The organism is Anabaena sp. UHCC 0399 (assembly GCF_034931465.1).
Classification (GTDB): Bacteria; Cyanobacteriota; Cyanobacteriia; order Cyanobacteriales; family Nostocaceae; genus Trichormus; species Trichormus minutissimus.
In genome coordinates this window covers 1-26,982 of sequence record NZ_JAYGGZ010000042.1, presented here as the reverse complement: position 1 = coordinate 26,982, position 26,982 = coordinate 1, and the positions used below count along the sequence as shown (strand labels likewise).

Genomic DNA, 26,982 nt, shown 5'->3' with positions numbered 1-26,982 from the left:
TAAAAAAACTATTTCATTTTGTAATTCTAGACTAGGTTATCAGAGTGAGTTGTCTGCTTAGGAAAATGAAAGAATGCTAATATCTCGCGCCCCTGTTCGTATCAGCTTTTTTGGTGGTGGAACTGACTATCCTGAATATTTTCTTCAGCATGGAGGTGCTGTATTAGCCACAGCTATTGATAAGTTTTCCTATATTACTGCTAGTCCATTTCTTAGCCGCTTATTTGATTATTCAATTCGACTCTCATACCGGAAAGTGGAACTAGTCAAAAACTTAGATGAAATTGAACACCGTGTTTATCGTGAGTGTTTAAAGTTTTGTGGGTTAGAGAAAGATATTGAATTACATAATGTGGCAGATTTGCCAGCATTTACTGGTTTAGGTTCGTCTTCAACATTTACGGTTTCTCTACTCCATGCCCTTCACAGTTTTAAAGGTGAATTCATCAAGCCAATGGAATTGGCCTATGAGGCCATTTATGTAGAACGAAATTTAGTCAAAGACAAAGTGGGGTGTCAAGATCAGGTTTTGGCCGCGGTTGGTGGTTTTAATTTGGTCGAGTTTAGAACTGAAGACAATATCATAGTTAACCGTGTACCTATATCTCAACAACGCTTGCAGGAATTTGAGCAGCATCTTTTTATAGTTTTCACTGGTATTAGACGCAAAGCGGCTGATGTTGTAGCACAGCAGTTGCAAAAGGTGGGTGATAACACAGCCACATTGAAGGAGATGCGATACATGGTTGATGAAGGTTGGGATATATTGACGAGCAATAGACCTCTATCAGAATTTGGTGCATTACTGCATCGTGCGTGGTTAGCTAAACGTAGTCTGGATGGGGGTATCTCTAATTCTGAAATCGATAAAATTTATCAAACGGGTATTGAAGCAGGTGCTTGGGGTGGTAAGTTATTGGGAGCAGGTGCAGGTGGATTTATGCTGTTTTTTGTACCTCCACAATTCCATGAAACCTTACAAAGTTGTTTTGCTAATCATCAAATTTTAATAGCAAAAACAAATGCTCCTGGTTCACAAATAATTTTTTCTTAACCAATACATATTTATCGAAATTAAGCAACCATATGAAAGTTTTAATTGTTGACTTTGATTTATTTAATAAAATTGGTGGCGGACAAACATTCTATCGCAGTTTAATTGAAAAAAATCCACACATTGATTTTTACTACTTCATAGTTTCTGAGAGTTTAAAAGGCAATCGTCCTAGTAATGCTCATGCCATTCTTTATCAAGAAAAATACCATATTGCTGATCATGCACTTTTTCTTGATTTGACTCCACCAAAATGGATTTATCGAGTATTTATCATGACTAGTAATATAGCGGCTTCTGTGGCTGGAGAACGTTTTGATGTTGTAGATATACCAGATTATGAACAATTTGGTACTATGCTAAGACCAGCATTAAAATATCATAATGTGGATTTTGAGAGCATTGCTTTGTCAATGCACGGCAATATATCGACATCTATTAAGATGGATTGGTTTTATGATGGAAAAGTTGATCAAACTTTAATTTGGCAAGAAAAAATACAGTATAGTGTGGTTGACACTCGCTACGGTATTAGTAAAACCTATTTAGATGAATGGCATAAAATTGTAAATTTAAAATCTTATTATTTAAATCCTTTGTCGGTTATATCACTACCTAGACCGAAGTTAGCCAAAAAATCCGATGAATTACCTGATATCAATTTTGTTGGTCGTACTGAAAGGCGTAAAGGACCAGATATTTTTGTTGAATTAACTTGGTGGCTACCCCGTTCTAAATTCAAAACTGCAAATGTTATTGGTCCTGATAGTTTTGATTATAAAGGTGAATTAGGTTCAGGACTGCAACTTTATCAAATGATCAATAACAGGCTCAAAGATGACGTTAAATTAATGTCGTCCATGAGTCATGAACAGTTATATGAGCAAGTATTTTCTAGTAAATCTGTAACTTTATTACCTTCTAAATATGACACATTTAATTTGACTGCTCTTGAATCTTTATTTTCTGGTTGTCCAACAGTTATAGGCACTGGAGCTGGAATTGTAAGATTTCTGAAGGAGACATATCCTGATTTACCTTTAATAACTATAGATAAAAATAATATTTATTCATGTATTCATTCTATGATTTCCCTATTAGATAATTATGATGACTATCGTTACCAATTAGTCGAATATTTATCTCAAGCTAAACCAGAGATATCTGGCTTATCTATAGAATCAATATACGAAAGTCAGCCAGACTACGACCAAGGTATACGTCGTGAAACAGAATACTGGTATTCTCAATTAATGAATGTTCAAGAAACAGGTAGGCGCAAAAATATAGTTGCAATCAGCTATATGAAAAATGATGTTTTACATGTTATCAAGAAAAAACTTCAACCGGAAATTAAGCAATACTTCAGAAATGTCAAATCATTTCAGGTCAATCCTAAGGGGTTTATCAAAGAAAAAGTTCGTTCTTTTTTAAGTAAGGATAATTACGAAGATCTAAAAATTGTAGATCAAGGGCTAAAAGCATTATCACTGCTTAAGAGCTATCAAAATATCTTTAATTCAGGTGAATCTAATGAGCAAGAATTAAGCAACAAGGTAAATAATTGTTGGAATTTATCATCTGAATATCGGATTGATCGTGTCAGAATTTGGAGAGAGCTAGCCAGATTAGAGATGCTAAGAGGTAATGATATTGTTGCCGCAACATATCAAATAAGATGTATGCGATCGCTTGGTTATGATTCTTTTAATGATCTGCCAAATGTTGTATCCATACTTCAGACTAATGGCTTTAGTCGAGAAGCACTAGCGGCTGAAGCTATGTATGGCAAATATCCAGATCAACACGAACGTTGTAAAGCAATCATCAATCAGGCTCTAGTAGACAATAAACTTAATCAAAAGTGGGAGTACGAATTTCTAGATAATCGGCGTACTTCATCCAGCTATCGGGTTTCCATAATCGTTTCACTTTACAATGCTGCTGCCAAGCTACCTTTATTTCTGCAAACACTCAAACTCCAAACACTGATTCAATCTGGCATTGCTGAAGTAATTCTGGTTGATAGCGGTTCTCCTGCTGATGAATATGGTGCATTTAAGCAGGCGATGGAATCTCTGGATATTCCTATTCTTTATGCTCGGTGTGCTAAACGTGAAACCATACAAAGTGCTTGGAATCGTGGGATAGACCTTGCTCGCTCACCATATTTGACTTTTCTGGGTGTTGATGAAACTATACTGCCTGAATGTCTGGAAATTTTAGCAGCAGAATTAGATGCAGATCCCACACTAGATTGGGTACAAGCAAATAGTTTGGTGACAAATGTTGATCAGAATGGTTCATGGGTTAGCGATGTTATGGTTTATGACCGCAAAGGTTATAAACAAGGTCTTGTTTACCTGGAAACCTGTTATTTATCTTGGGTAGGTGCGCTTTATCGTCGCTCTATTCATGAGCGATTTGGTTTTTATGATGCTACCTTCAAAGCTGCGGGAGACACAGAATTTAAGAGTCGTGTCTTGCCATTTATTAAGACTAAAGCTATTCCTCAAACTTTAGGTGTTTTTCGTAACTACCCAGACGAGCGAACGACGCAACACCCTAGAGCAGAGATAGAGGATTTACGCGCTTGGTATTTGCATCGTACTCTAGCTGGAGTTGAATATGCTTTTGTTAATCATGACCCTAAAGAAGTTGAAGAGTTATTCTACAGATGTTTAAGATATCGCAAATCATACTGTCAGCACTGGAGTACAGATGTAGAGTACGCCTACAATGTAGGACGTTTTATTCAACAACAAATACCAGATTCACTAGCATTAAAATATCTGCCAGGAACTAAAAATTTACTTGATGCTTATAGAGCTTTAGATTGGATACCCCAACTTTCTAAACTATTACCTGCTAATACAGTCCTCCGCACAAATCGTATGATTACAAACATTGAGCAACAGCATCAAGCTATAAATAACCAAGCCATTGAACCTATGTATAAAATTTTTAATGATAATCGTCATGAACAACACGCTTTTTTGTGGTTTACTAAGGTTTGAAGAGTATTTATTCCATTAACAAATAGTAATGCTCGCGTTACTATTTGTTAATGAAAAAGATAACGTTAAACAAAATTAGTTAAAATACAAAACTTTATTTTCATGAAAAATATAAAACATGGGTTCAAGGTTAAACTTCGTCAGGCATTAGCTATTCCAGTCTTAGAAGATTCTGTTAATCTACTCAGCGATAAAGTTGCTAGGGATTATCAAGGTTTATTTGGTATTTCTTACTGGTATGAAGGTAACTTATGGGAGCCTCCTGTTCAAATTGCATTACGAGACCTTTGCCAGCCTGGCGATGTAGTTTTTGATGTAGGTGCTAACTTTGGTGGACTAACCACCGTTATGTCACGAATGGTAGGGCCAAAAGGTGTTGTATGTGCTTTCGAGGCTAGTCCAAGAATTATAGATAAATGCCAAAAAAATCTAGTGCTGAATGGATGTAATAATGTCCAGGTTTATAATGTTGCCATCTATAGCAAATCAAATGAAACAGTACCAATTTACTTAGGTGGTCATCTTAACGACAGTATTTATTCAACTAGCGATACAGATGTAGCAGCTTTTAATGTATCGACACTCGCTCTAGATGATTTTATAAATTTTACAGGCTTAGTACCAAATTTGGTCAAAATGGATATAGAAGGAGCAGAATTTGATGCCATTAAAGGTATGTTAAATACTCTTGTGACTGCCAAGCCTTACCTAATATTAGAAACACAGCCACAAGACACTAAATGTCTTGATTTATTAAGGGAAAAAGGCTATATCTCTATAGACTTAAATAACTATCGTGAAATTAAAAGTTACCATGACTATCCTGATGGGGTTGTTATACGCAATAATCTTTACATTCATCAAGATAGATTATTGGAAACTCTCTATAGACCTCCATTTACTTTTCATGAAATAACTACTTTGACACAGGAATTTTTCACCAATATTACTCCTAACTTAATCAGTTTAAAATCTTCTATTAGACTTGATAAAGGTCGATACTTAATAGATATGGATTTTAGTGCTAGAGGTACAGATAACGAAATGATGTGCGGCGTGAAAGTAGGTGAAACTGTTATTTTTAGATATCATGCTTACACAAGCTTCCTTGCTCAAAGTTATCGTGATTGGGTAATTAATTTAACAGAACCTTCGGAAATCAGACTATATTTTGAATTTTTGAATGGTACATCTGATCAGACATTTTTGATAAAACAGGCAAAAATATTCAGAATAGCGGAATTTGATAATTTAGCTCCCTCTTTGTATAAATAGTATAATTTCAATGACATTACATTCTCTTTTTCGCAGCGTTTTTTACGAATATTTCTAGGAAAAACAACAATTTAGCAACCAAACCCACTCCTCAAAATTAACATTGACCATTTTGTGAGAATCAACCCGTCAGCATAAAATGTGACATTTTAGAACGAAATATCCCTGAGTATAATTTGCATTTTTACTTACACGATAATTATGAACATCAAAAATTGGCTAAAGATGAAAATCCGTAGGGCATTAAATTTACCAGAAATTGAAGAATATGTACGCCAAATCCGTTTAGACACTCTTACTTTACGAACTTCAATCCATAACTTACGCAGTTCAAATAATTTAATATCCAACCATGATGAACCCATTGTAGAGACAATGCGTGCATTTTTAATGGAGTTGATAGACTTCAGCAGAGCAGGTTCAATATTCACTTGCCAAATCAATGGTATGAACCTATTAGCACCTGTTGAACTATTGCGTTTATATCCTCATTGCTTACATCCTCAAGCAACACAAAAACTAACCTACTGGGTGGAATCGCAGCAGTCTGATTGGTTGTGTTCTCATCTGCAACCTGGTGATGTTGCCCTTGATGTGGGTGCAGCTTTTGGAATTATAAGTTTAGCTTTGTCAAAAGTAGTCGGTGAAAAAGGTTCTGTTCATGCTTTTGAACCATCTAGAACAGCACAAAATTGCCTCCAAAAACTATTAGAAATCAATCATGCCCACAATGTCACCTTGGTAAAATCAGCAATAGCTGATGCTCCTGGATTTACAGAGTTTATTGAATATACTTCAGATAATGATTTATCTTGGGCTTCTGATACTTCTACCTTAGCCTCACCAAATATTAATCCCACAATGAATCATCTATGCTATGCAGTGGATGTGACAACTATTGATGAATATGTTGCTGCTAAAAATATTAAACCTAAAGCTATCAAAATAGATATTGAAGGCTTTGAACTTTATGCTTTACATGGTGGAAAAACTACGTTAGAAAAGTTTTTACCTTATTTGTGTATTGATATTCACAAGGATGTAAAAACGGGAGAATCTGCTTTACTTGGAGTAGAACCATTTTTATCTGCTCTAGGATATCAAATTAAAATGGAAGGCCATGCACTTTATTGTATGCCTAAATAAAATAATCCAGGTTATGAGAAATAAGATTGACTAATTGTATAATTTCATAAAAGAATGAAACAAAAGATAGCTGATATTCAAATACTTAGAGTTTTGGCAATTCATCTTTGTATTGTTTGAACATTTAAGCCTATTGAAAAATAGAATTACCATGTATTGAATATTTTCAAAAAAGATTATCCTTTTTGAAAAAATAAACAGGTTTGTCTCTTATGCAATGCCGTGTCTGTGATTTAACTAACTTAGAACTTGCAATTGATCTCGGCTCTCAACCTTGGTGCAATCACTTCTTGAAACCAGAGGAAATTGGAAAAGAACCTTTTTATCCTTTGCGTGTACTCTACTGTCATGATTGTGGAACTGTCCAGCTAGATTATACTGTTAAAAAAGAAATTATGTTTGGCGATCATACTTATTTATCAGGTGTGACTCGCTCTTTAAGTGAGCATTTCAAAAATGTAGCCGAGGAAATAGATAGCCGCTTTTTTAAGGATACTCAAGGTAAATCTGTACTTGATATTGGTTCTAATGATGGAACTCAGCTCAAGCATTTTCAAACACTAGGCTATGATGTTTTGGGTGTGGAGTCTTCCAAAACTACGGCGAAGATAGCTAACGATGCCGGAATTACAACTTTAAACGAATTTTTCAATTTGGATGTGGTTCAGCGTCTTAATCGCAAATTTCATATAATCAACGCGGCTGGTGTATTCTTTCACCTAGAAGAACTACATTCTGTAGCTGAAGGAATTCGGGAAGCTTTGCGGGAAGATGGGGTGTTTGTTGTGCAGTTTCTCTACATGAAACGCATTGTAGAGAATCTAGCCTTTGACCAGATTTACCACGAACACTTACTTTACTACAATCTCAATACTATTGAGGTACTCCTAAACAGACATGGTTTATCCATGTTTGACGCTTATCTTTCCCCAATTCATGGTGGTTCTATTATTGGGTTTGTAACCCATAAAGGAAAAAAAGCAGCAAGCGATCGCCTGCAATCTTTCCAACAAGCAGAAGTAAATGAAAAAAGCAACGAACTCTCTACATATCTAGAGTTTGCTAAAAGAATTCAACAAATGAAAACCGAAAATCTTGCCTATTTAGAACACGCTAAACAGCAGGGTAAAAGAATCTTTGGTTTTGGCGCACCCGTCAAAGGAAATACCATGTTGAATTACTTTGGTGTTGGCACTAATTATATAGATTGTTTGGTAGAAAAAAATGAATTGCGGCGCGGACTCTATTCACCAGGAATGCACATTCCTCTTGTGATTGAGAAAGAACTTCAGGAACTACCAGATATTTATTATGTCTTAGCCTGGAACTTTAAAAAAGAAATTCTGTCCAATAACCAACACCTAATTGACAAAGGAGTTGAATTTTTCTTTCCTGTCAATCCCAAGGATGCTTAACGATGAAAATCATAGTTACCGGTGCTACAGGCTTTTTAGGTACAATACTTTGCTCACAATTGGAAACTCAAGGACATGAATTAGTTCGCTTGAATTCTAAAAACTGTGACCTGACTCAGCAAAACTCATTGTTGAAGTATAACCATGAAAGTTATGACTATATTTATCATTTAGCCGCTTGGACTCAAGCAGGCGACTTCTGTTTATACCATCCTGGGGAGCAATGGATTATCAACCAGCAAATTAATACAAATGTGCTGGCTTGGTGGCAAACATATCAACCGCAAGCCAAGCTAATTAGTATGGGTACTAGTTGTGCGTATGCGCCTGATTTAGAACTAATAGAAGAAAACTATTTGGCAGGAATCCCGATAGATAGCTTGTTTACCTATGCAATGACTAAGCGGATGTTATATGCAGGACAACTAGCGTTGCATAAACAGTATGGTTTGAAATACCTTTGTTTAGTTCCCTCCACCCTCTACGGCCCAGGCTACCATACAGATGGGCGACAAATGCACTTTATTTTTGACTTAATTCGCAAAATTATGCGTGGTAAACTCTACGGGGATTCGGTAATTCTCTGGGGTGATGGGTATCAATCCCGCGAACTCGTTTTTGTAGACGATTTTGTCAAAACTATGATTCAATTAGCAGTTAGTGTAGATAACCAAATCATCAACATTGGTGCAGGTGAGGAATTTACAATTAGACACTTTGCTAAACTGATTTGCGAAAAGGTAGACTATGACTTCCACTTAATCCAATTTGATACAGAACGCTATGTTGGTGCTAAATCTAAGTGTCTAGGTATTGGCAAACTGCAACAATATGTTCCTGATTTAACTTTGACTTCGTTAGAAGTTGGGTTGAGCAAAACGATTGAGTGGTTTGGAACGCAACAAGATAAACTGTTACCAAACAACAAGTGAGGAAGAACGTTGGATTATTGGGTGCAGGATAAACTCAGAAGCTTGGAAGCTGCTTTCACAGTAGAGTATTGCCAGGCGATAGATAGTGTAGTTGATCTGATCGTCAAAAGTTTTCAGCAAGGCAACACCTTATTCATTTGTGGTAATGGTGGCTCTGCATCTGATGCACAGCACATAGCTGCGGAGTTTATTGGACGCTTCTTGATCAATCGTAAAGGATTACCTGCGATCGCACTATCTACCAATCCAGCTACTCTCACAGCTTGGACAAACGATCACGAATTTGAAACGATCTTTTCCCGACAGATTGAATCTTTGGGTAAACCAGGAGATATCATCTGGGGAATTTCTACATCTGGGAAATCCCAAAATGTAATTAGAGCTTTAAAGATAGCTAAAGAACTGGGAATTGTAACTATTGGAATGTCAGGTAACAATGGGGGAATGTTAAAGGAAATTACTGACTATCCCTTATTTGTTAGTGAACAACATACTCCATTAGTACAAGAAATTCATGTGATTACCTATCATCGTATCTGCGAACAGGTGGAACTTAATTTATTTACAAAAAAAGTTAATTAAATTACTATTGTTTAGTCCATTTAACAATAATTATGATTGTAATTGATATAGAAGCTTTTTATTCATGAAACAAATTGAATATGTATTCTGATAATCATAGAGATAAATATACTAATTTTACTAAACCTAACAAAGCTTTATTTCTGGATAGAGATGGCGTTTTAATAGATTACATCCCATACCTGAGCCACCCAGATCAAGTGAAACTTCCCTTGGGTGCTGGTGAAATTTTCAAGAAATGGCAGGAGTCAGGATATTTATTAATAGTTATTACCAATCAGTCCGGTATCGGTAGAGGATATTTTACTGCAAATGATGTCGAGTTAGTTCACTCCAAGATGTGTCAAGAATATGAAAGACTAGGTGTGTATTTTCAAGAGATTTTTATCTGTCCTCACCAACCATCTGATAACTGCAAATGTCGTAAGCCTTCATCATATATGTTGCTGCAAGCTTCAGAAAAGTATTCTATAGAGCTTTCGCAGTCTTATTTTATTGGAGATGCAATTAGTGATGTAGAGTGTGCCATTAATGCTGGTTGTAATCCAATTTTTTTACTGACAAATAGAACTTTAGCAGATGCTAAAAATTTATCTCACACACAAGCTTCTGTTCAGATTGTAAATGAATTGATTGAAACAACTAAACTCATTCAACATTAACCTCTTGATAATCGGTTTATGAATCACAAGGATATGGAGCAAAGTCCAATATTGATTTCTCTCATCCCTAATCTCATGGGAGGAGAGGGACATATAATCCCATATCATATTTCTGTGACTAAAGCCGCTAAAATTCTAAATTGGCAGCATATAGCCATAGTTGCGCCAGACTCCGAAATTAGTGATTTGCCAACTAACTGGTATCCTGAACTCAGTGGTGAAAACTTAGAAGCAAGCATCAATCCATTAATTAGAATATTAAAGTTTCAAGATATATTAAGATTGAGTTTCTCGATTGCTAATGAATTACGAAAATATGTTTTAATACCATCAAAATTTTCTATTGTTTTTCTAGAACGATTTATTCATGTACAACTTTTTGCATTACTCATAGCCATATATTTAATACCAACAAATAACCTATCAGTGTGGCTACTTTACCGTAGAGATACACATAAAGATAAAACCGGCTGGATTTATAAAATTTTAAATAAAGCAATTAAAAATAAATTAAAACCTGGAAAATTTAAAATACTCACAGATAGTGAGATTTTAGGTAAATCAATATCAAATTACTTCCAAGAATCTGTAACTGTAATGCCCATACCACATACAGAATTTATTGATATTAAAGAGATTCATCAAAATAATGAAGTAATTTGTTGGTGGGCTGGTACGCCACGATTAGAAAAAGGATGGGATGTTGTTAAATCTTTGGTTACTTGTATTACTGAAGACGCAAACAAAATATGTGTTGTAGCTGCCCAAAGTTCTCAACTTATATCTACTATTGGTGGTGTTAAAGTTAAACTGATTCCAGATAATTTGAGTAACTCAGACTATTTAAACTGGCTCGAAAAATCGGATATTATCCTACTACCGTATGATGTTAATGCTTATAAAGAGCGTACTTCTGGCATTTTTACTGAATCTATTATGGCTGGTAAACTTCCTGTTGTAACCGCAGGTACTTGGATGGCAAAAGAACTCTCAAAATATGGTATTGAAGAACTGATTATAGAAGACTGGAGTCAACCTCACATTATTGTCAGTAAAATTATTAAATTTGCAAATTCTTTAGAATTAAAAGCGAAAATCCAAGAAATTCAGAAAAATTATCAAGACTTTCATACCGTAGAGAGTTATGCTAGGCAAATGAAGAAATTGTTTGATGCCTCAGATCATGCTGAAAATAGCAATTGATGCTACGTCTTTAACCTCTCAACCTAGTGGCATTGGATTATATGTTTATAATTTAATTCATGCACTATATTTACTACAAAAAACTGAAAATTTTGAATTAAGAATTGTACGCCAACCTAGGTTAAAAAATTGGTTAAAGCTGAGAATAAATGAACCTAATTTTTTAAATTTAGATACACCAGTATATACCTTACCTATTCCAGTTAGTATTACTAATCTCTTAACGAAAATTCCTAATCCTATTCTTCCTTATTATGAAGGCTATTTTGGCTTTCCCGATATTGTTCACGGCACTGATTATTTTGTGTATCCCTGTGCTAAAAGCATTAATTTAATGACGATTTATGACCTAACTTTTATTAAATATTCTAATTTTTCTAGTCAGATAGTAAAAACATATACAACCCGTATTAATCAATGTCTAAAATGGACAGATTTAATCATCACAATTTCAGAAAATTCTAAACAAGATATTATTAAGTATTTAAATATTTCTCCAGAGAAAGTTTTTGTGACTCCTTTAGCTAGCCGTTACAACTCTGATTATTTTTACACAGATAATAGTTTAAATCTAGAAGCGCAGGTTAGATATGATTTTTCTAAACCATATCTACTTTTTGTTAGTACAATAGAACCTAGAAAAAATATCAATGCTATAATTACTGCTTTTAATATACTAAAACAGCAGTATAAAATTGAGCATCAATTAGTATTGATTGGGAAAAAAGGGTGGATATATGAATCAATATTTGCTGCTATTGAAAGTTCTCCTTGGAGGAAAGAAATACACCATCTCGATTACTTATCCGATGAACTAGTAGCATTATTTTATTCAAAAGCTGATGTCTTTGTTTATCCATCTCATTATGAAGGATTTGGTCTACCTGTATTGGAAGCAATGACATTAGGTGCGCCGGTTGTTAGTTCTAATACTTCCTCAATTCCCGAAGTTGCGGGAGATGCAGCTATTTTGATTGACCCTCAAGATCCTATGCAACTAGCTGAAAGCATTTTAAAAGTGATTAGCGATCGCCAGTTACGAGAAGATTTAATTAATAGAGGTAAAGAAAGAGCAAAACTATTTACTTGGGAACGAACTGCAAGAGAAACATTAAAGGCTTATAGAGCAATTATTTGATGAATATAGCAGAGAGTTACTCATCCAATCAGTTAATTATTAACTTATCTATACTCTTATCCCAACCAACAGGTATAAGTAACTATGCTCATAATATTTTTCCTTATTTAAAATCTCTTAACCCCACCTTATTAACAGCTAACAATTACCCTGATCTTAAGTGCTATTCTATACCAAGCAATTTAACACCTTCTCATGGTACTAAAGGGCATTTTCGTCGCTTAGTTTGGACACAGTTGCAAGTACCGAGAATTTATCACGAATTAAAATCGCATCTTTTATTCTCTCCTTTACCAGAAGCACCGCTTTATAGCAACTGTCGTTTTGTGGTCATGTCTCATGATTTAATACCTTTGCGTTTTCCTAAACGTTTCTCACCGTTAACGCCGTATCATCGTTACTACATTCCTCAAGTTTTGCAGCAGGCGCAACATATTATCTGTAACTCTCAGGCTACAGCTAACGACATCATTGACTTTTATCAAATTCCAGCTAGTAAAATTACCCCCATCCCCCTAGCGCACGATCGCACTCACTTTCGCTATCTCAATTTACCAACTCGCAATTACTTTCTCTACATTGGTAGACAAGACCCTTACAAAAATCTACATCGTCTTGTCGCCGCCTTTGCTGCGCTACCTAATAACGACGACTACGAACTATGGCTAGCAGGCCCAACTGACAAGCGTTATACCCCGCTTCTACAAACACAAATTGCAGAACTAGGGATAACTCATCAGGTCAAATTCCTCGACTATGTAGCTTACAGTGAATTACCCACCATTATTAATCAAGCGATCGCCCTTGTTTTCCCCAGTCTGTGGGAAGGTTTCGGTTTCCCTGTCCTAGAAGCAATGGCTTGCGGTACTCCTGTTATCACTTCTAATCTCTCCTCTCTCCCAGAAGTGGCTGGTGATGCAGCGATTCTGATTAATCCCTACAACACAGCCGAAATCACCGCCGCGATGCAGCCGATAGCGGCTGATTTAGCATTGCGTTTACATCTTTCTACTCAAGGTATTGCTAGAGCTAATCAATTTAGTTGGGAAAAAACTGGACTTGCTACGGTTGAAGTCTTATCTGGATATCTCTAATTCTCAAAGCCAGAAAATTCTTGCTTGACTCATACCTACATATAGATGTAATATCTGTCTCATAGAAGGGGAGTAGCAACTGGCAAAGAATTTCCCAGCCAGTACATTTGAATCAACATACTGGCGATGAGCCTGGTTCAAGTGACAAATAATTAATATTTGGTAGCGAGACCTTCACTAAGTTCACAAAAATGTGAGCTTGGTGAGGTCTTTTGGCATTCATCAAGCTCACATGGATACATGATTTTTCAGGAGCTTGAGAGAGTGCTAACGGCTTTTACCGCAGGTTTATTACTAATTACAGTTTCAGAGTTAGGGGATAAAACATTTTTTATCGCTATGATTTTGGCAATGCGCCATTCACGGCGATTGGTATTTATAGGAGTGGTAGCTGCTTTAGCCGCCATGACAATCCTTTCGGTATTATTTGGACAAGTCGCTTCTCGATTGCCAAAAGTTTATACTCATTATGCTGTAATCGTATTGTTTTTTGCCTTTGGTATTAAGTTGTTGTACCAAGCTAGTAAGATGACTGCTGCTGCTGAACAAGGCGAAATGATGGAAGAAATAGCAGAAGCCAAAGCCGCAGTAGAAAAAGCCGAATTGCAGCTACCCAAGCAAAAAAATTCCTTATCGATTGTCATAGAAGCCTTTGTTTTGACATTTATGGCAGAATGGGGCGATCGCACGCAAATCGCCACCATTGCCTTAGCCGCAGGCAATAACGCCATTGGTGTCACCATCGGGGCTATTTTAGGTCATGCAATTTGTGCCGCGATCGCAGTCATTGGTGGCAAAATGATCGCTGGACGTATTTCTGAGCGTCAGCTTACCTTTGCTGGCGGATTCCTGTTCTTAATTTTTGGTGTTTTTGCTGTTCTTGAGGGAGCGTAACAATTAAAAATTAAAAATTAAGAATAACAGCCCCTAAATTTTGAGGGGCTGTTGTTTTTTTACTGCTTGGGTGTAGTTTCAGGGGTTGATGTGGGAGGTGTGGGAGGGATAGGATTAGGCTCAGGAGATACAGTAGCCGCTTTGTTAATCTCATCTTTGTATTGAGCAGGAGCTAAAGCCACAGCACTATCAAACAAAGGTTTAGCTTCAGTGACTTTACCCTGTTCCTTCAACAGCATCGCCTTAGCCAAAACTGGGCGAAAATCTTGGGGAGCTTTCTGAATTGCCTGATCAAAAGCAGAAATAGCTTGAGGATAGCGTTTTTGGCTAGAGTGAACATTGCCCAATAACACTTGTACAGCTACAACATCCACACTTCCCGGTTGAATAGTATTAGCTTGAGCCGCATTAGTCAGAGTCTCTTGCAGTAAGCCTACAGCAGCTTCTGGACGTTGCTGACTCACAAGCAAAGCCACCATTCCCTGTAAAGCCTTCAAATCTCCTGGTTTCGTGTCTAAAATATTTCGATAAGCTTGAGCAGCTCCTTCCTTATCACCAATCTGCTGTTTAGCTTGAGCCAACAACACACCATACTCTGACTGCTGCGGATTAAGTTTCGCCAACTTTTCCAAGGGTTCAATCACCCCTTGGATCTCACCTTGTTTTAAACTCAAAAGTTGTAGTCGGGCTTGTAATAAGCCCTTGAGCGCGGTTTGATTTTCTGGCTCTCGTTGTAAAACCAGTTCATAACCTCGCACCTCATCTTGCAACTTGGATGTTTGGTTAGAAGTAGCGACATCACTAGGGTTGGTGGGATTCGGGGTTGAGGATGACGTATCATTGAGCGCACTAATAATGGGAACTAAAGAAATACCTACAAAAGTAAGAACTGCCAGTGCTAGAATGATCTGAACTATCCAGCGATTGCGCGGTTGAGACACTATTTTGTCCCCCTCCAAAACTCTCATCTCATTATTATTGACACAAACTAGAAAGTTAAAAATTTCAAAAACTGTGCGGAATACCGCCAATTAAGAGTGAATTTTATAACAAATGATTATTTGACTGCTAAATTAAGTGATTACTTTAGGGAGAGCCATCATATTAAAAGCTATGATATGCTTCCGAAACTGCCGTAAAGACGCTAAATTACACATTTACATAATGAATGACTGATTTAGGGTCTTTACAATTGTATAGAGCGTTCTGTTGTGATTTTGTGAAAAGCCAATATACTTTCATCAGCCACGCAAACGCTATTTCCAGCTGCCTTATTAAAATCCCATAATTGGGATGTGTCTCCGCCGCAAGGAGTTTTTATGAATTCCGACCTGATGCCTTCGCCTGATTCCGCTAACTCTTTTGCTTCCAATGAACCTCAAACTCCCAAAGAGGCAGCTGCTAATGTTCACATAGCAGCAACCCAGCCCTCTAAGCTTGAGACTTCACCTGTCAACTCTAGTGAAACTGACTCTAATGAGAACCTAGCAGATCACCTACAGTGTGGCGAAGCCAATCGCCAACAACCGATACCGCCTCCTAGTGAACCGATGCAATACCGCGCCATCGGACTAGTCCGGGGTCGTTACCAAGCCAGTGACGAACATTTTACCCAAGGTATCTTACTCACCCCAGATGGTGTAGAACTCAATTCCGTCTTGCTGGGTCGGATTATGAGCCTAGTCAAAAATCATCTAGACCTAGAAAAAGAACATTTGTGGGTAGTTTATCCCCGCACCAGACAAGAAAATGACAGCTTACACATTCAAATTGTAGGGGTATGGGAGCCAGAAAGTCTGGCTAAACAACCAACAGAAGAAAACCAAGCAGATTCGGAGTCACAAGAATTACAGACACCCGATGAAAGCTTAGTAGATGAGAGTAAAGAAGCTACAAGCCTCTCAGCACCTTCATCTAACATCCCGGATGGCGGTTTCTCCGTCCGTGGGGAAGTGGTTTACCAGTCTTTTGATGAAAAGAGCTTAGTAGTAAAAATTAAGCAAGCTCCACGTAAACGAGATGACAAACCCAAATATTTCAAGTTGAAATTGCGGGGTGTGCTGACAACCAAAGCCGTAGGCAAGTTTTGGGACTTCAAAGCCAAGCGAGAAGCCGACGCATTAGTCATAGAAACGGCAGAAGCGATCGCTGACTTACCCAAAAAACGCAGACCACCCTTTAGAGGTGGCGGTGGTGGTGGTCCTCGCGGTGCTGGTGGTGGTCCAGGAAGAAGACCATTCCCCCCCAGACGACCAGGAGAAACTCCACGCCCCGTCAAGAGAACAAGCAGCGATCCCTCGGTAATTTCCAAACCCTTACCAAAATCGCCTTCGCCTAGCTCTACACCAGCACCGAAGCCAATCAAGCGACCGAAACCTACTCAGGAGTAAGGTGATTAATGAGTGCTGAGTGCTGAGTAATGAGTGAGGAGTGAGGAGTAATGAGTAATGAGTAATGAGTGAGGACTGCTGAGTGTTGAGTAAAAAATCATTTACAACTCACAATTCACAACTCACAACTCATAACTCACAACTCAGCACTCAGCACTCACAACTCTCTCCAATGGTCTTGAGGAAGAAAAGACCTCTCCATTGGAATTGATGCTACTGGTTCAGTGAGGGTAAAACTGCCTGCTTCAATCCATTGTTTTAACTCTATGGCAACTTGCCGAGATAAAAATAAACTAGCTAAAGGAGCAACCCTAACAGTTTTACCCTCGATGGTGATACGCCCGGATTTGAGTTGGGCGTAACTCACCAACCCAAATGTCGGACGGACGCGCCGGGGAATGGAAAAGTCTACTATTGGCGCAACTAAATTTTGATCTTGAACTGCACAGTTTTCTACTACCTGTTCGTTTAATAAGGGTATGGGTACACCTACACCCAACATCAACGAAGAACCATAACTTTTAAAGTAACAACCCCGTACCCAACGCGTATCCATTTGTTTGGCATCACCAATTAAGGCTAAAGTCGCAGAGGGGCCAATGGGTGTTTGATTGGCTAGCCGCTTTTGTAAAGGAAAATGTTGCGTCCCTTCCCAAGCAACGTAACCAATACCGCCGCCTAAGAAAATACGCGTACCAATGCCAATAATTTGTAATTTTGGGTCATTTAATAGGGGAGAAATTGCACCGGGGTTAGAATAGACAGCATTACCTAAACGCGGTTGCAGAGGGCCGAGGTAAGTATGAAGCGGGCGATCGCCTCCATTCACCCCTACAATAAAATTTTGATAAAGATTACGTGGATTAAATAAATAAAACTGATTTATTGTGTCGCGAGTAATAGAAGTCTCAAAACTTGCTCTAGGATAGCAATCAGTGACTTGTCCTTGGGCGCGGATATGCACAGGTTTACCGGCGATCAAATCCTCTATTACATGACCGCCGCCCCGTTCGCGGACTTCTTCGCCATCCATCGTATCCACAACACAGCTAGCACCTAAATATAAATCGACTGCGCCAAAACCACTGTATGCAGGAACTCCATCCACCCAACAACGGCGAATTTTAATTGGCGGGTCAGTGTGTCCTAGATTAATAATTGCCCCACTTGATTCCATTGGTTCAAAAGTTCCAGTGGTGACAACATCAACCTCTTCGGCAACTTGCTTCACACCGACTTCTGCAACTCGTGCTTTTAATTCCTCAGCCGTTAACACTACCGCAGTTTGGCGGTTAATTTTCTCGTTGATTTCTGCAATAGTTCGCATTTTTCATGTGGCAGATTGACATCCTAATTCTAGGGTTTGAACCAAAAAACAAATTTAAAATCTGAAATTGGTACGGTCAAGAACTAGGCAGTAAATCTTGATTTGGCAGATTTTTATTAATGAATGTTTTAGGTAATTGTGACCCCAGCACTAAAATCATGATAGTCATATAGCCAACTAGAGCCATCCATAACAAGTGATTATTATGTAAATACCATCCTGTAGCAGCTAAGGGAGTAAAACCGAATCCAAAGGCTAATAGAACGGCATTACGGATAATTGCACCTTCTTTTAAGCCAATAAAGTACCCTTCCAGCATAAAAGCAACAGCAGTTAATCCTAGAAGCGGCAATAACCAAATTGCATAACTACTGATGTGTTGGTTAACCTCTGTATGATTAGTCAGTAATCCAAATATGGTATCAGGGAAAATCACAGATGCGATCGCAAAACCTAGAGCAATAAACAAACTGGTAATTACAGAAACACTCAACAATGGAATCATCTTTTCTGTTGTACCTTTACCCTGAAAGTTGCCCGTCAAGGTTTGCATTGTCATCCCTACACCTTGAATGGTGAACTGACTCAACAGCGCAATTTGCAACAGCAACCCATTTTCTGCCAAAGTAATTGTTCCTAGTGTGGCACTCAGATTTGTAAAGATGGCATAGGTAGAAATCAAGACTAAAAATCTCACCAGAATGTTGGTTTTGAGGACAACAGTCTCTTTCAACGCCACCCAATCAAACACCTCTTGTAAGGCGGCTGCTACTTTTGCCCACTGAATGCTGAAGCACACCCCCACTAAACCAATGACTAACGCCAAATACTGACTGATGGCTGTAGCCAGTCCAGCACCCATGCTTTCCCAACCCCACTTGACAATCATCAAATAGTCAAGCAGTACATTAGAACCATTACCAATTAAAGACATCAACAGCACTAAGCTGTTCATTTCGCGCCCCGTAAACCAACCAATTAACACAAAGTTAAGCAACACAGCCGGGGCTGCCCAAATTCTGGCATAGAAATAGTCACTTCCAGAACTTTCAATTTCTGGCGAACCACTCAAAATCAAAAACCCCATCTTTTGGATTGGGTATTGCAGCAATAGGATCAGTAACCCCAGTCCTAGGGCAATTAAAGCACTCCTCATCCCTACTAGTAAGATAGTTTTTTGGTCATCCAGCCCCACGGCTTGTGCAGTTAGGGCATTGACACTAGAGCGTAAAAACTTTAACACCCTGTAAAGGTAGTCAAAGAGTATGGTTGCTAAAATGACTCCTGCTAAGTGACGGATATCTGCTAAATGTCCTAAAAAGGCAATGTCAACAATACCCGCTAAAGGAACCATCATGTTGGAAAGCACGTTAATGCTTGCCATTTTGTAAAAGCGAGGTAAGAAGTCGTACTGGAGTGAGACTGCTGCAAATCTCATATTTTGACTGTACTGGAGTTATTGATGGAAATTGGCACTATTTTAGTGTAGGCGACAGGGAACTCCAGAAGTAGCCTATAACTGTAGAGACGTTGCATGCAACGTCTCTACATATTCCCCCTTCCCTGTCTACGACACGCTCCGCGAAAGTAGGGAAAGGGGTTAGGGGGTTAGGTTTCCCGTTAGCTTTTCCACATAACGTAAAAAGTCAGCTCTACATTCTTGCTCACGCAGCAGTTTTTTCCTCAAGGGGGATAAAAGTCTTTTTGGTAGCACCACAGATGGGACATTGCCAATCATCAGGAATTGCTTCAAAGGCTGTACCAGGTGCAATACCAGAGTCAGGATCACCAGTCACAGGATCATAAATCATGCTGCATTGTCTGCAAACCCATTTACGGGTGTTGGGATCTGCACTCGCCACTCTGGTTGTAGGTTGTCCACCATTAATTACTTCTAACGCTTCAGTGTAGCGATCGGCGTGGTAATTCTCTATGAATTTTAATAAGCCAAAACGATGTGCTGCGGTGCGGAAGGTATCAGCGTGTTCGCTAGATTCTTGCGCTTGTTTGAGAAACTCTTCGGCGGCGGGATTGTCGCGATCGCGTTGAGCATCTGCGGCAAATTCAGGATACATGGTAGTGTATTCGTAGGTTTCGCCTTCAATGGCTAAAGATAAGCACCGAGAGACAATTTCTTGTTTTTGTTCGTCAGTTAACGCAGTTGGATCTTCTACAACTAGTTCTGGATGTAGCAACTCAAAATGAGCAAAGGCGTGTTCGGTCTCTTGCTCTGCGGTTTCACGAAACAGTTTAGCTAAATCTTTAAACCCAAGTTTCCGCGCTACCTCTGCAAAAAACAGATACTTCCGGTTTGCCATTGATTCGCCGCCAAAGGCAGATTCTAAGTTTTGCAGAGTAGTGAAGTTTGAAAGATCCATAATTTTTGGATGCCTACGAAGTAATATTTAGAGGTAAAATCCAAACTCTCAAATTGAGTTCATGAGCTACCACTTGTATAATTTACAGGTTTTTATACAAATTTTTCAGCCCATATTTATTTACCTGTTTTCTTAGCTTTGACAGGAAAATTATGTCAGGAAAGCAGAGTATAAAAGTAATAGCTATTAACTATTGACTATTTCAGGACTTACGCAAAAAGTCTCTCAAACCCTTATTTCTCTGTGTTCTCTGCGTCCGTGTGGTATGCGCTACGCGCACGTTATTCCGTAATTTGTGCGTAAGTCCTATATTTATAAAAATGGATAATCAGTGTATCCTGTGGCATCTGGAGCGTAGAATGTTCTGGGATCTGGAGTGTTTAATTGGGCGTTAGTCTGGAATCTTTTTGGTAAGTCGGGATTAGCAATAAATAGCTTGCCGAAAGATACTAAATCTGCATCATTTTTTGCGAGGATATCATCTCCTGTTTGCCTTTCATAACCACCATTGGTAATTAATGTACCTTTGAAGATTTGGCGGAAATAGGGTGTTACAGGGTTCATGACTTCACGAGTTGACAAATCAACTTCGTTGGCTTCCATCATATGGAGATAAGCTAAATCAAAGGGGTTGAGAGCATTAACCACATAACTAAATGTTTCTTTGGGGTTGGAGTCGTACATCCCGTAAAAAGTGTTACTAGGAGAAAGCTTAATACCGACGCGCTCGCCTGCGCCTCCCCAAACGCCAGTAACGGCTTCCACCACTTCCAAAAGAAAGCGGCTGCGATTCTCAACTGAACCGCCGTATTTATCGGTGCGCTGGTTTGAACCATCTTGTAAGAATTGGTCGATTAAATAGCCGAATGCGCCGTGTAGTTCGACACCATCAAAGCCAGCCTCTAAAGCATTGGCTGCACCTTGGCGGAACTGTTCGACAATTTCGGCAATTTCTTTGGTTTCTAAAGCGCGGGGAGTCTCTAAAGATACTTTACCTGTGGGAGTGTGCAGTGAACCAACCCCAGCGATCGCACTTGGCGCAACTGGCAATTCTCCACCTAACAAGGCGGGATGAGCAATTCTCCCAGAATGCCACAGTTGCAGAAAAATTCTTCCCCCTTGTTGATGTACTGCATCTGTTACCAATCGCCATCCGGCTATTTGTGCTTCGGTGTAAATCCCTGGACAGTTCATATATCCCAAACTCAGGGGAGAAACGGCTGTACATTCAGTTACGATTAACCCTGCACTAGCTCTTTGTGCGTAGTATGTTGCCATCAGCGCATTTGGGATGTTGTCAATTGCCCGTAACCGAGTCATGGGGGCCATAACAATCCGGTTAGGTAGAGTATAAGACCCTAGTTGAACTGGTGTGAATAGATTGATGGTTGTATTCATCGTCAAAGTTTTCATGTTGATAGATCATGAGACAGAATCGCAGCGTAAATCTTTGCGCTACTCCACGCCCCACTGCGTTTAAAAATTCATCTCTCCTGCTAAATTACTACACAAAGGTTAAATTTACCGATGAATAACGGAATTAACTTGATTAGAACCAGTAAAAGGAGGCTTGCCGCTTGGTTTCATGCGATCGCGCATTTTACCAATCACGATGTACAAAATCGGCACGAGGAACAAACTGAAGAAAGTAGCCACCAACATTCCGCCAAACACTGCTGTCCCCAAAGATTGACGACTAGCCGCACCTGCACCGACACCAATTAAAAGCGGAAAAACCCCTAACAGTGTAGATAAAGCCGTCAGGAGAATCGGGCGTAAGCGTTCTTGCGCTGCTTGGATAGCGGCTTTGGTGATACTCAGACCTTCAGCACGCAATTGATTAGCAAATTCCACAATCAAAATTGCGTTTTTACTCGCCAAGCCAATCAACATTACTAACCCCACCTGACAAAATACATCGTTACTCAAACCTCTCAGAGATTGGGCTATTAATGCTCCCAAAATAGCTAAGGAGATGGACAACATAATAATCAAGGGGTCTACATAATTTTCGTACTTTGCAGCTAATACCAAAAACACAAACACCAAGCCTAAGCCAAAAATTAAAGGTGCTTGACCACTAGATGCTTGTTCTTCACTGGTAATCCCTGACCATTCGTAACCCATACTGGCTGGTAATACTCGTCGGGCTAGGCGTTCCATTGCGGCGATCGCTTGGCCTGAACTGTAGCCAGGAGCAGCCCCACCGTTGATTTCTATCGACCGGAACAGGTTATGGTGATTGATGGTTTGCGCCCCGGTTGTGGGGGTTAACTTGACTAAGTTACTCAGGGGAATCATTTGGTCAGTCTGGGAACGCACATATAATTTACCGATATCCCCAGGCTCAGAACGGAACTTAGCATCGGCTTGCACATATACCCGATAAGTCCGCGAGAGAAAATTAAAGTCGTTGACGTATTGCGAACCTAAGTAACTTTGTAAGGTTTTAAAGATATTATCTATCGGCACTTGCAAGACCTTGGCTTTATTGCGGTCTACTGCAATTAACATCTGTGGTGTATTGGCATTAAAGGTACTAAACACACCTTGTAATCCTCGGTTCTGATTACCTTCTGTAATGATCTGTCCCATGACTTCTAACATGGAGTTTAAGCTAGTAGTCCCTGATTTATCTTGCAGTTGAAATTGGAAACCGTTAAAACTGCCTAAACCTTGAATTGATGGAGGATTAACCGGAAAAATCCGCGCTTCGGAGATATTAGATAATACTCCCTGCAACTTGTTAATTATCGCATCGGCTGATTGTCCTGGTTGCTGGCGTTCGCCCCACGGTTTGAGGGTACTAAAAATTACGCCACTATTAGCTGTGTTACCGCTAAAACTAAAACCACCCAAGGCAAAAGTACCAGTAATTTCTGGTAGTTTCAGGATTTCGGCTTCAACCTGCGCCATTACTTTGCTTGTGTAGTTGATTGAAACCCCCGCAGGTGCTTGAACAATCGTGATGAAATAACCTTGGTCTTCATCAGGGATAAATGCTGTCGGGACGGTAAGATAGAGCCAGCTTGTTAATGCTAAGGAGGCGATAAATAGACCAATAACGATCGCTCTCATCCGGTTGAAGAAATGCAGCGATCGCGCATATTGTCTCTGTATATAATCGAGAAACCAGTTCACCCTGCCAAAAAACCAGCCAAATATTCCCCGTGGTTTGGGTTTAGTTCGTAGTAATACAGCCGCTAAAGTCGGTGTGAGGGTGACAGCTAAAAAGGTAGAAATGGTGATAGAAAAGGCGATCGTTAAAGCAAATTGACGATAAATCAGACCAGTCGAACCGGGGAAGAATGCCACTGGTACAAATACGGCCATTAAAATTAATGATCTAGTAATTACAGATCCAAATAACTCCTGCATAGTTGCGGCGGCAGCTTGACGCGCTGACATTCCCCGGTCTTGAATTAAGCGGGAGATATTTTCGACTACGATAATGGCATCATCAACTACCATCCCTGTAGCTAAGGTCAGACCAAACAGCGTCAAAGTATTGATGGAAAAGCCAAAAATTTTAATAAAGGCGAAAGTGCCAATTAATGATAAGGGAATAGTAATGACGGGAATGAGGGTAGTCCGCCAGTCTTGGAGGAAAATAAAAATTACCAAGACAACCAGTGCGATCGCTTTTAATAGTGTTGTCACCACTTCCCCTAAAGACTCTTTCACAAAGTCAGTTGTATCAAATGCCACTTGATATTCCATCTCTGGGGGAAAACTTTTAGCCAAGCGTGCAATTTCAACTTTAACCGCCTCAGCCACTTCCAAAGCATTACTTCCAGGAAGCGGAAATATGCCAATCCCTATACCTTCCTTACCCCGAAAGCGCAGAAAGGAGTTATAGTTTTCTGCTCCCAATTCTGCCCGTCCGATATCCCTAAATGTAATCAGTGAGCCATCTGCACCTGTTTTCAGAATGATATTCTCAAATTCCGAGACTTCCGTTAATCTACTAACTGCCGTCAGGTCGATTTGATACATCTGATCGGCTGGGATTGGTGGCTGTCCGATTTGCCCCACACCCACCTGGATATTTTGTTCATCCAGTGCATCAATCACATCTTGGGCGGTCAATTTACGACTAGCCAAGCGATTGGGGTCAAGCCACAACCTCATTGCATAACGGCGTTCACCAAAAATCCGCGCTTCGCTGACACCATTAATTCTTTTGATGGCATCTACTATATATAAGTCGGCATAGTTGCTTAAAAATAGATTGTCATATTCTTGGCGATCGCTATACAACGCGATCGCCAGCAAAATATTATTAGACTGTTTGCTGACAGTCACACCATGACGCTGCACCGCTTCCGGTAACTGTGGCTGGGCAAGAGAGACGCGATTCTGCACATCAACGGCAGCAATGTCTTTATCCCGTGACCCATCAAAGGTGACTGTAATCGTACTACCGCCATCATTACTACTGCTAGAAGTCATGTACTTCATGCCTTGCACACCATTGATTTGGCTCTCTAAGACATTCGTAACTGTTTTTTCTACAACTTCCGCACTAGCACCACGGTAGTTAGCATTAACAATAATTTGTGTAGGGCTAATTTCTGGATATCTATCTGTTGGTAGCGTTAGGATACTAATTGCACCCACAAAAAAAATAATAATAGCGCAGACACTGGTAAATACAGGTCGTTTAATAAAGAAGTTGACGAACATTGGGGAATGGGAATTAGGGATTGGGGATTGGGGATTGGGTATTTGGGCAATTCAATTTTGAATTTCGAATTTTGAATTAATTTTTCCCCAATCCCCAATACTACAGAGAATCAGGAACAATCGGCACACCGTCTTGGAGATTAAGCAACCCTGAGACAATGATTTTGTCTTGTGGCTGCAATCCTGATAGAACTTGGTAATGATTGCGTCTAATATCACCTAGTTGCACCCGTTTTTGACGGGCGACTAATTGAGAAATGCCTTGCGGTGATGTTTCCGTTTGCGCTACATAGACAAAGGTGTTACCAGCGATGCGAGAAATGGCTGTAGTAGGAATTAAAACACCAGTTCTCTGACTCCAAATCACTCTAGCTCTAATTAATTGGTCTGCCCTGAGTTGATTATTAGAGTTAGTGTACAGTGCTTTCATCAGGATAGTTTGGGTATCGTTAGTAGCATTAGAAGCAATGAAAAATACCCGACTTGTACCCAAAACTTGACCTTGCGCGTTCATAATCTCCACCGGCATTCCCTTACGCAGTTGGGAGGCGCGTTCTAGGGGGACGGAAACATTAACCTCTAATGGTTGGTTTTGAGTGATAGTGACTAGTTGTGTAGATGTATTGACAAAATCACCCAGTTTTACAGGAATATTGCCCACAGTACCCGTCAAGGGGGTAGTAATTCTGTAGTATTGCAACTGGAGTTGTTGTTGAGCAGTATTAGATTGGGCTTGCTGCCAACTTTTTTGAGCTTGGGCAATGTTGGCTTTTTGAGCTTGAATCCTGGAATCTATGGCGTTAAGACTAGCTGTAGTTATGGCTAGTCTGTTGGCTGATTGATCCCTAGTTTGTCGAGATACTGCCCCTTCTTTTGCTAAACTGGCATATCTTTGATAATCTTGCCGATTTAGGCTTAAATCTGCTAGCTTCGATAACCTTTCTGCTTCTAGTGATTTGAGTGTGGCGTAAGCATTTTCTAACTGAGCTTTAGCTGCATCGGCGGCGGTATCGTTACCTATAAATGCGGCTTGTTGCTGTCTGGGGTCGATTTGCATCACAACTGTACCGGCGGCGATCGCATCTCCTGATCTGACGTATATTTGGGTAACTTGCCCTTGAATTCTCGGTTGCAGCTTCACAGATTGCCGAGATTCTAGACTAGCAACAAAGTCCGTACTGTCCTCAATTGTGCCTATTTGTACTGGTGATATTTTGACTCGTACCCCTGATGATTTAGCATTGGCAGCTAATGGTGCTTGATTAATGGGAGTCAGTAATCGCCATACCACGGCTGTTCCACCTACTAAAAGTAGGATACCAGCTAGCAATAACCGCAGCCCCCGCGAGTTTTCGGGGGGTGGCTCATAGGATGGACGAGGAAGATTGTCTGGAAAATCAGTGTGAGAATCAGGGGATGACATAGCTGACAGCAAACCTACAAAACAAGATAAATGGAACTAAATCTGAATCGAAAATTTTGTAATGAAGTTTACTTATTAAGCATGAAGATTTTTGCTCCATTTTGTGTTATCTCATCCAAATATACTGTCTTATGGATATTCCCTAATCTACCTAAAGGAGAATGATAAAAAATAGTTACAAGTCAGCAGGTAACCGACGGTCGGTTGGAGACTATCGAGCTGTTTTCTTCTTTCTGGTGAAAAATATACTAAGTTTGCGATCAGCATCTTTTTTATTTAATGTCGAAAAAAGAATATTTTTTATCTAAAAATTCCAGCAAACTGTTCAAAATTAACAGCACAAAAACATCATCAGTGATATGGGAT

General features: G+C 39.4%; 20 protein-coding genes. 13 read left to right on the top strand and 7 right to left on the bottom strand.

Features of this window, described 5'->3' with window-relative positions; translation table 11 throughout:
* The first annotated feature begins 73 nt into the window (after window positions 1–73).
* From VB693_RS20725 to VB693_RS20670, 12 genes are all read left to right on the top strand, one after another.
* Entirely contained in the window at window positions 74–1,054 is a 981-nt protein-coding gene (locus tag VB693_RS20725; protein WP_323267909.1) for a hypothetical protein, read from the top strand.
* Window positions 1,055–1,086: 32 nt separating this feature from the next.
* On the top strand, window positions 1,087–4,071 hold the full coding sequence (locus VB693_RS20720) for a glycosyltransferase (RefSeq protein ID WP_323267908.1): 2,985 nt from the start codon (window positions 1,087–1,089) through the stop codon (window positions 4,069–4,071).
* A gap of 102 nt (window positions 4,072–4,173) precedes the next feature.
* Entirely contained in the window at window positions 4,174–5,346 is a 1,173-nt protein-coding gene (locus tag VB693_RS20715) for an FkbM family methyltransferase (protein WP_323267907.1), read from the top strand.
* Window positions 5,347–5,547: 201 nt separating this feature from the next.
* A complete protein-coding gene (locus VB693_RS20710) occupies window positions 5,548–6,492 on the top strand; it encodes an FkbM family methyltransferase (RefSeq protein WP_323267906.1) in 945 nt (314 codons plus the stop codon).
* A 212-nt stretch (window positions 6,493–6,704) separates the two neighbouring features.
* On the top strand, window positions 6,705–7,907 hold the full coding sequence (locus VB693_RS20705) for a class I SAM-dependent methyltransferase (RefSeq protein WP_323267905.1): 1,203 nt from the start codon (window positions 6,705–6,707) through the stop codon (window positions 7,905–7,907).
* Between the two features lie 2 nt (window positions 7,908–7,909).
* A complete protein-coding gene (locus tag VB693_RS20700) occupies window positions 7,910–8,839 on the top strand; it encodes an NAD-dependent epimerase/dehydratase family protein (protein ID WP_323267904.1) in 930 nt (309 codons plus the stop codon).
* Between the two features lie 9 nt (window positions 8,840–8,848).
* On the top strand, window positions 8,849–9,421 hold the full coding sequence (gmhA, locus tag VB693_RS20695; protein ID WP_323267903.1) for a D-sedoheptulose 7-phosphate isomerase: 573 nt from the start codon (window positions 8,849–8,851) through the stop codon (window positions 9,419–9,421).
* 80 nt (window positions 9,422–9,501) lie between these two features.
* The gene (locus VB693_RS20690) at window positions 9,502–10,083 is read left to right on the top strand and encodes an HAD family hydrolase (protein WP_323267902.1); all 582 of its coding nucleotides are present in this window, start codon (window positions 9,502–9,504) and stop codon (window positions 10,081–10,083) included.
* 18 nt (window positions 10,084–10,101) lie between these two features.
* Window positions 10,102–11,286, top strand: coding sequence for a hypothetical protein (locus tag VB693_RS20685; protein WP_323267901.1), 1,185 nt, complete (start codon window positions 10,102–10,104; stop codon window positions 11,284–11,286).
* A complete protein-coding gene (locus tag VB693_RS20680; protein WP_323267900.1) occupies window positions 11,255–12,424 on the top strand; it encodes a glycosyltransferase family 1 protein in 1,170 nt (389 codons plus the stop codon). Before VB693_RS20685 ends, VB693_RS20680 begins: the two co-directional genes overlap by 32 nt.
* Window positions 12,424–13,518, top strand: a complete 1,095-nt coding sequence (locus tag VB693_RS20675; RefSeq protein ID WP_323267899.1) for a glycosyltransferase family 1 protein — start codon at window positions 12,424–12,426, stop codon at window positions 13,516–13,518. The genes VB693_RS20680 and VB693_RS20675 overlap by 1 nt, the downstream gene beginning before the upstream one ends.
* 264 nt (window positions 13,519–13,782) lie before the next feature.
* The gene (locus VB693_RS20670; RefSeq protein ID WP_323267898.1) at window positions 13,783–14,412 is read left to right on the top strand and encodes a TMEM165/GDT1 family protein; all 630 of its coding nucleotides are present in this window, start codon (window positions 13,783–13,785) and stop codon (window positions 14,410–14,412) included.
* 59 nt (window positions 14,413–14,471) lie between these two features.
* Here VB693_RS20670 and VB693_RS20665 read toward each other — a convergent pair whose 3' ends face one another.
* On the bottom strand, window positions 14,472–15,353 hold the full coding sequence (locus tag VB693_RS20665; protein WP_323267897.1) for a tetratricopeptide repeat protein: 882 nt from the start codon (window positions 15,351–15,353) through the stop codon (window positions 14,472–14,474).
* A gap of 378 nt (window positions 15,354–15,731) precedes the next feature.
* On the opposite strand from VB693_RS20665, the gene VB693_RS20660 reads away from it, so the two are divergent.
* The gene (locus VB693_RS20660; RefSeq protein WP_190706096.1) at window positions 15,732–16,802 is read left to right on the top strand and encodes a hypothetical protein; all 1,071 of its coding nucleotides are present in this window, start codon (window positions 15,732–15,734) and stop codon (window positions 16,800–16,802) included.
* Window positions 16,803–16,959: 157 nt separating this feature from the next.
* Here the strand turns inward: VB693_RS20660 and VB693_RS20655 are convergent, their stop codons facing one another.
* The 6 genes from VB693_RS20655 to VB693_RS20630 form a co-directional block, all read right to left on the bottom strand.
* A complete protein-coding gene (locus VB693_RS20655; protein ID WP_323267896.1) occupies window positions 16,960–18,129 on the bottom strand; it encodes a homocysteine biosynthesis protein in 1,170 nt (389 codons plus the stop codon).
* A gap of 76 nt (window positions 18,130–18,205) precedes the next feature.
* Window positions 18,206–19,567, bottom strand: coding sequence for a guanitoxin biosynthesis MATE family efflux transporter GntT (gntT, locus tag VB693_RS20650; protein WP_190706092.1), 1,362 nt, complete (start codon window positions 19,565–19,567; stop codon window positions 18,206–18,208).
* A 226-nt stretch (window positions 19,568–19,793) separates the two neighbouring features.
* Window positions 19,794–20,507 carry a rubrerythrin family protein gene (locus VB693_RS20645; protein ID WP_323267895.1) on the bottom strand — a complete coding sequence of 238 codons (714 nt, stop codon included), beginning with the start codon at window positions 20,505–20,507 and terminating at the stop codon, window positions 19,794–19,796.
* 312 nt (window positions 20,508–20,819) lie between these two features.
* Window positions 20,820–21,905 (bottom strand): alkene reductase, encoded by a 1,086-nt coding sequence (locus VB693_RS20640; protein ID WP_323267894.1) that lies wholly within the window; start codon window positions 21,903–21,905, stop codon window positions 20,820–20,822.
* A gap of 123 nt (window positions 21,906–22,028) precedes the next feature.
* A complete protein-coding gene (locus tag VB693_RS20635; RefSeq protein ID WP_323267893.1) occupies window positions 22,029–25,193 on the bottom strand; it encodes an efflux RND transporter permease subunit in 3,165 nt (1,054 codons plus the stop codon).
* A 100-nt stretch (window positions 25,194–25,293) separates the two neighbouring features.
* Window positions 25,294–26,616, bottom strand: a complete 1,323-nt coding sequence (locus VB693_RS20630) for an efflux RND transporter periplasmic adaptor subunit (RefSeq protein WP_323267892.1) — start codon at window positions 26,614–26,616, stop codon at window positions 25,294–25,296.
* Between the last annotated feature and the right edge of the window lie 366 nt (window positions 26,617–26,982).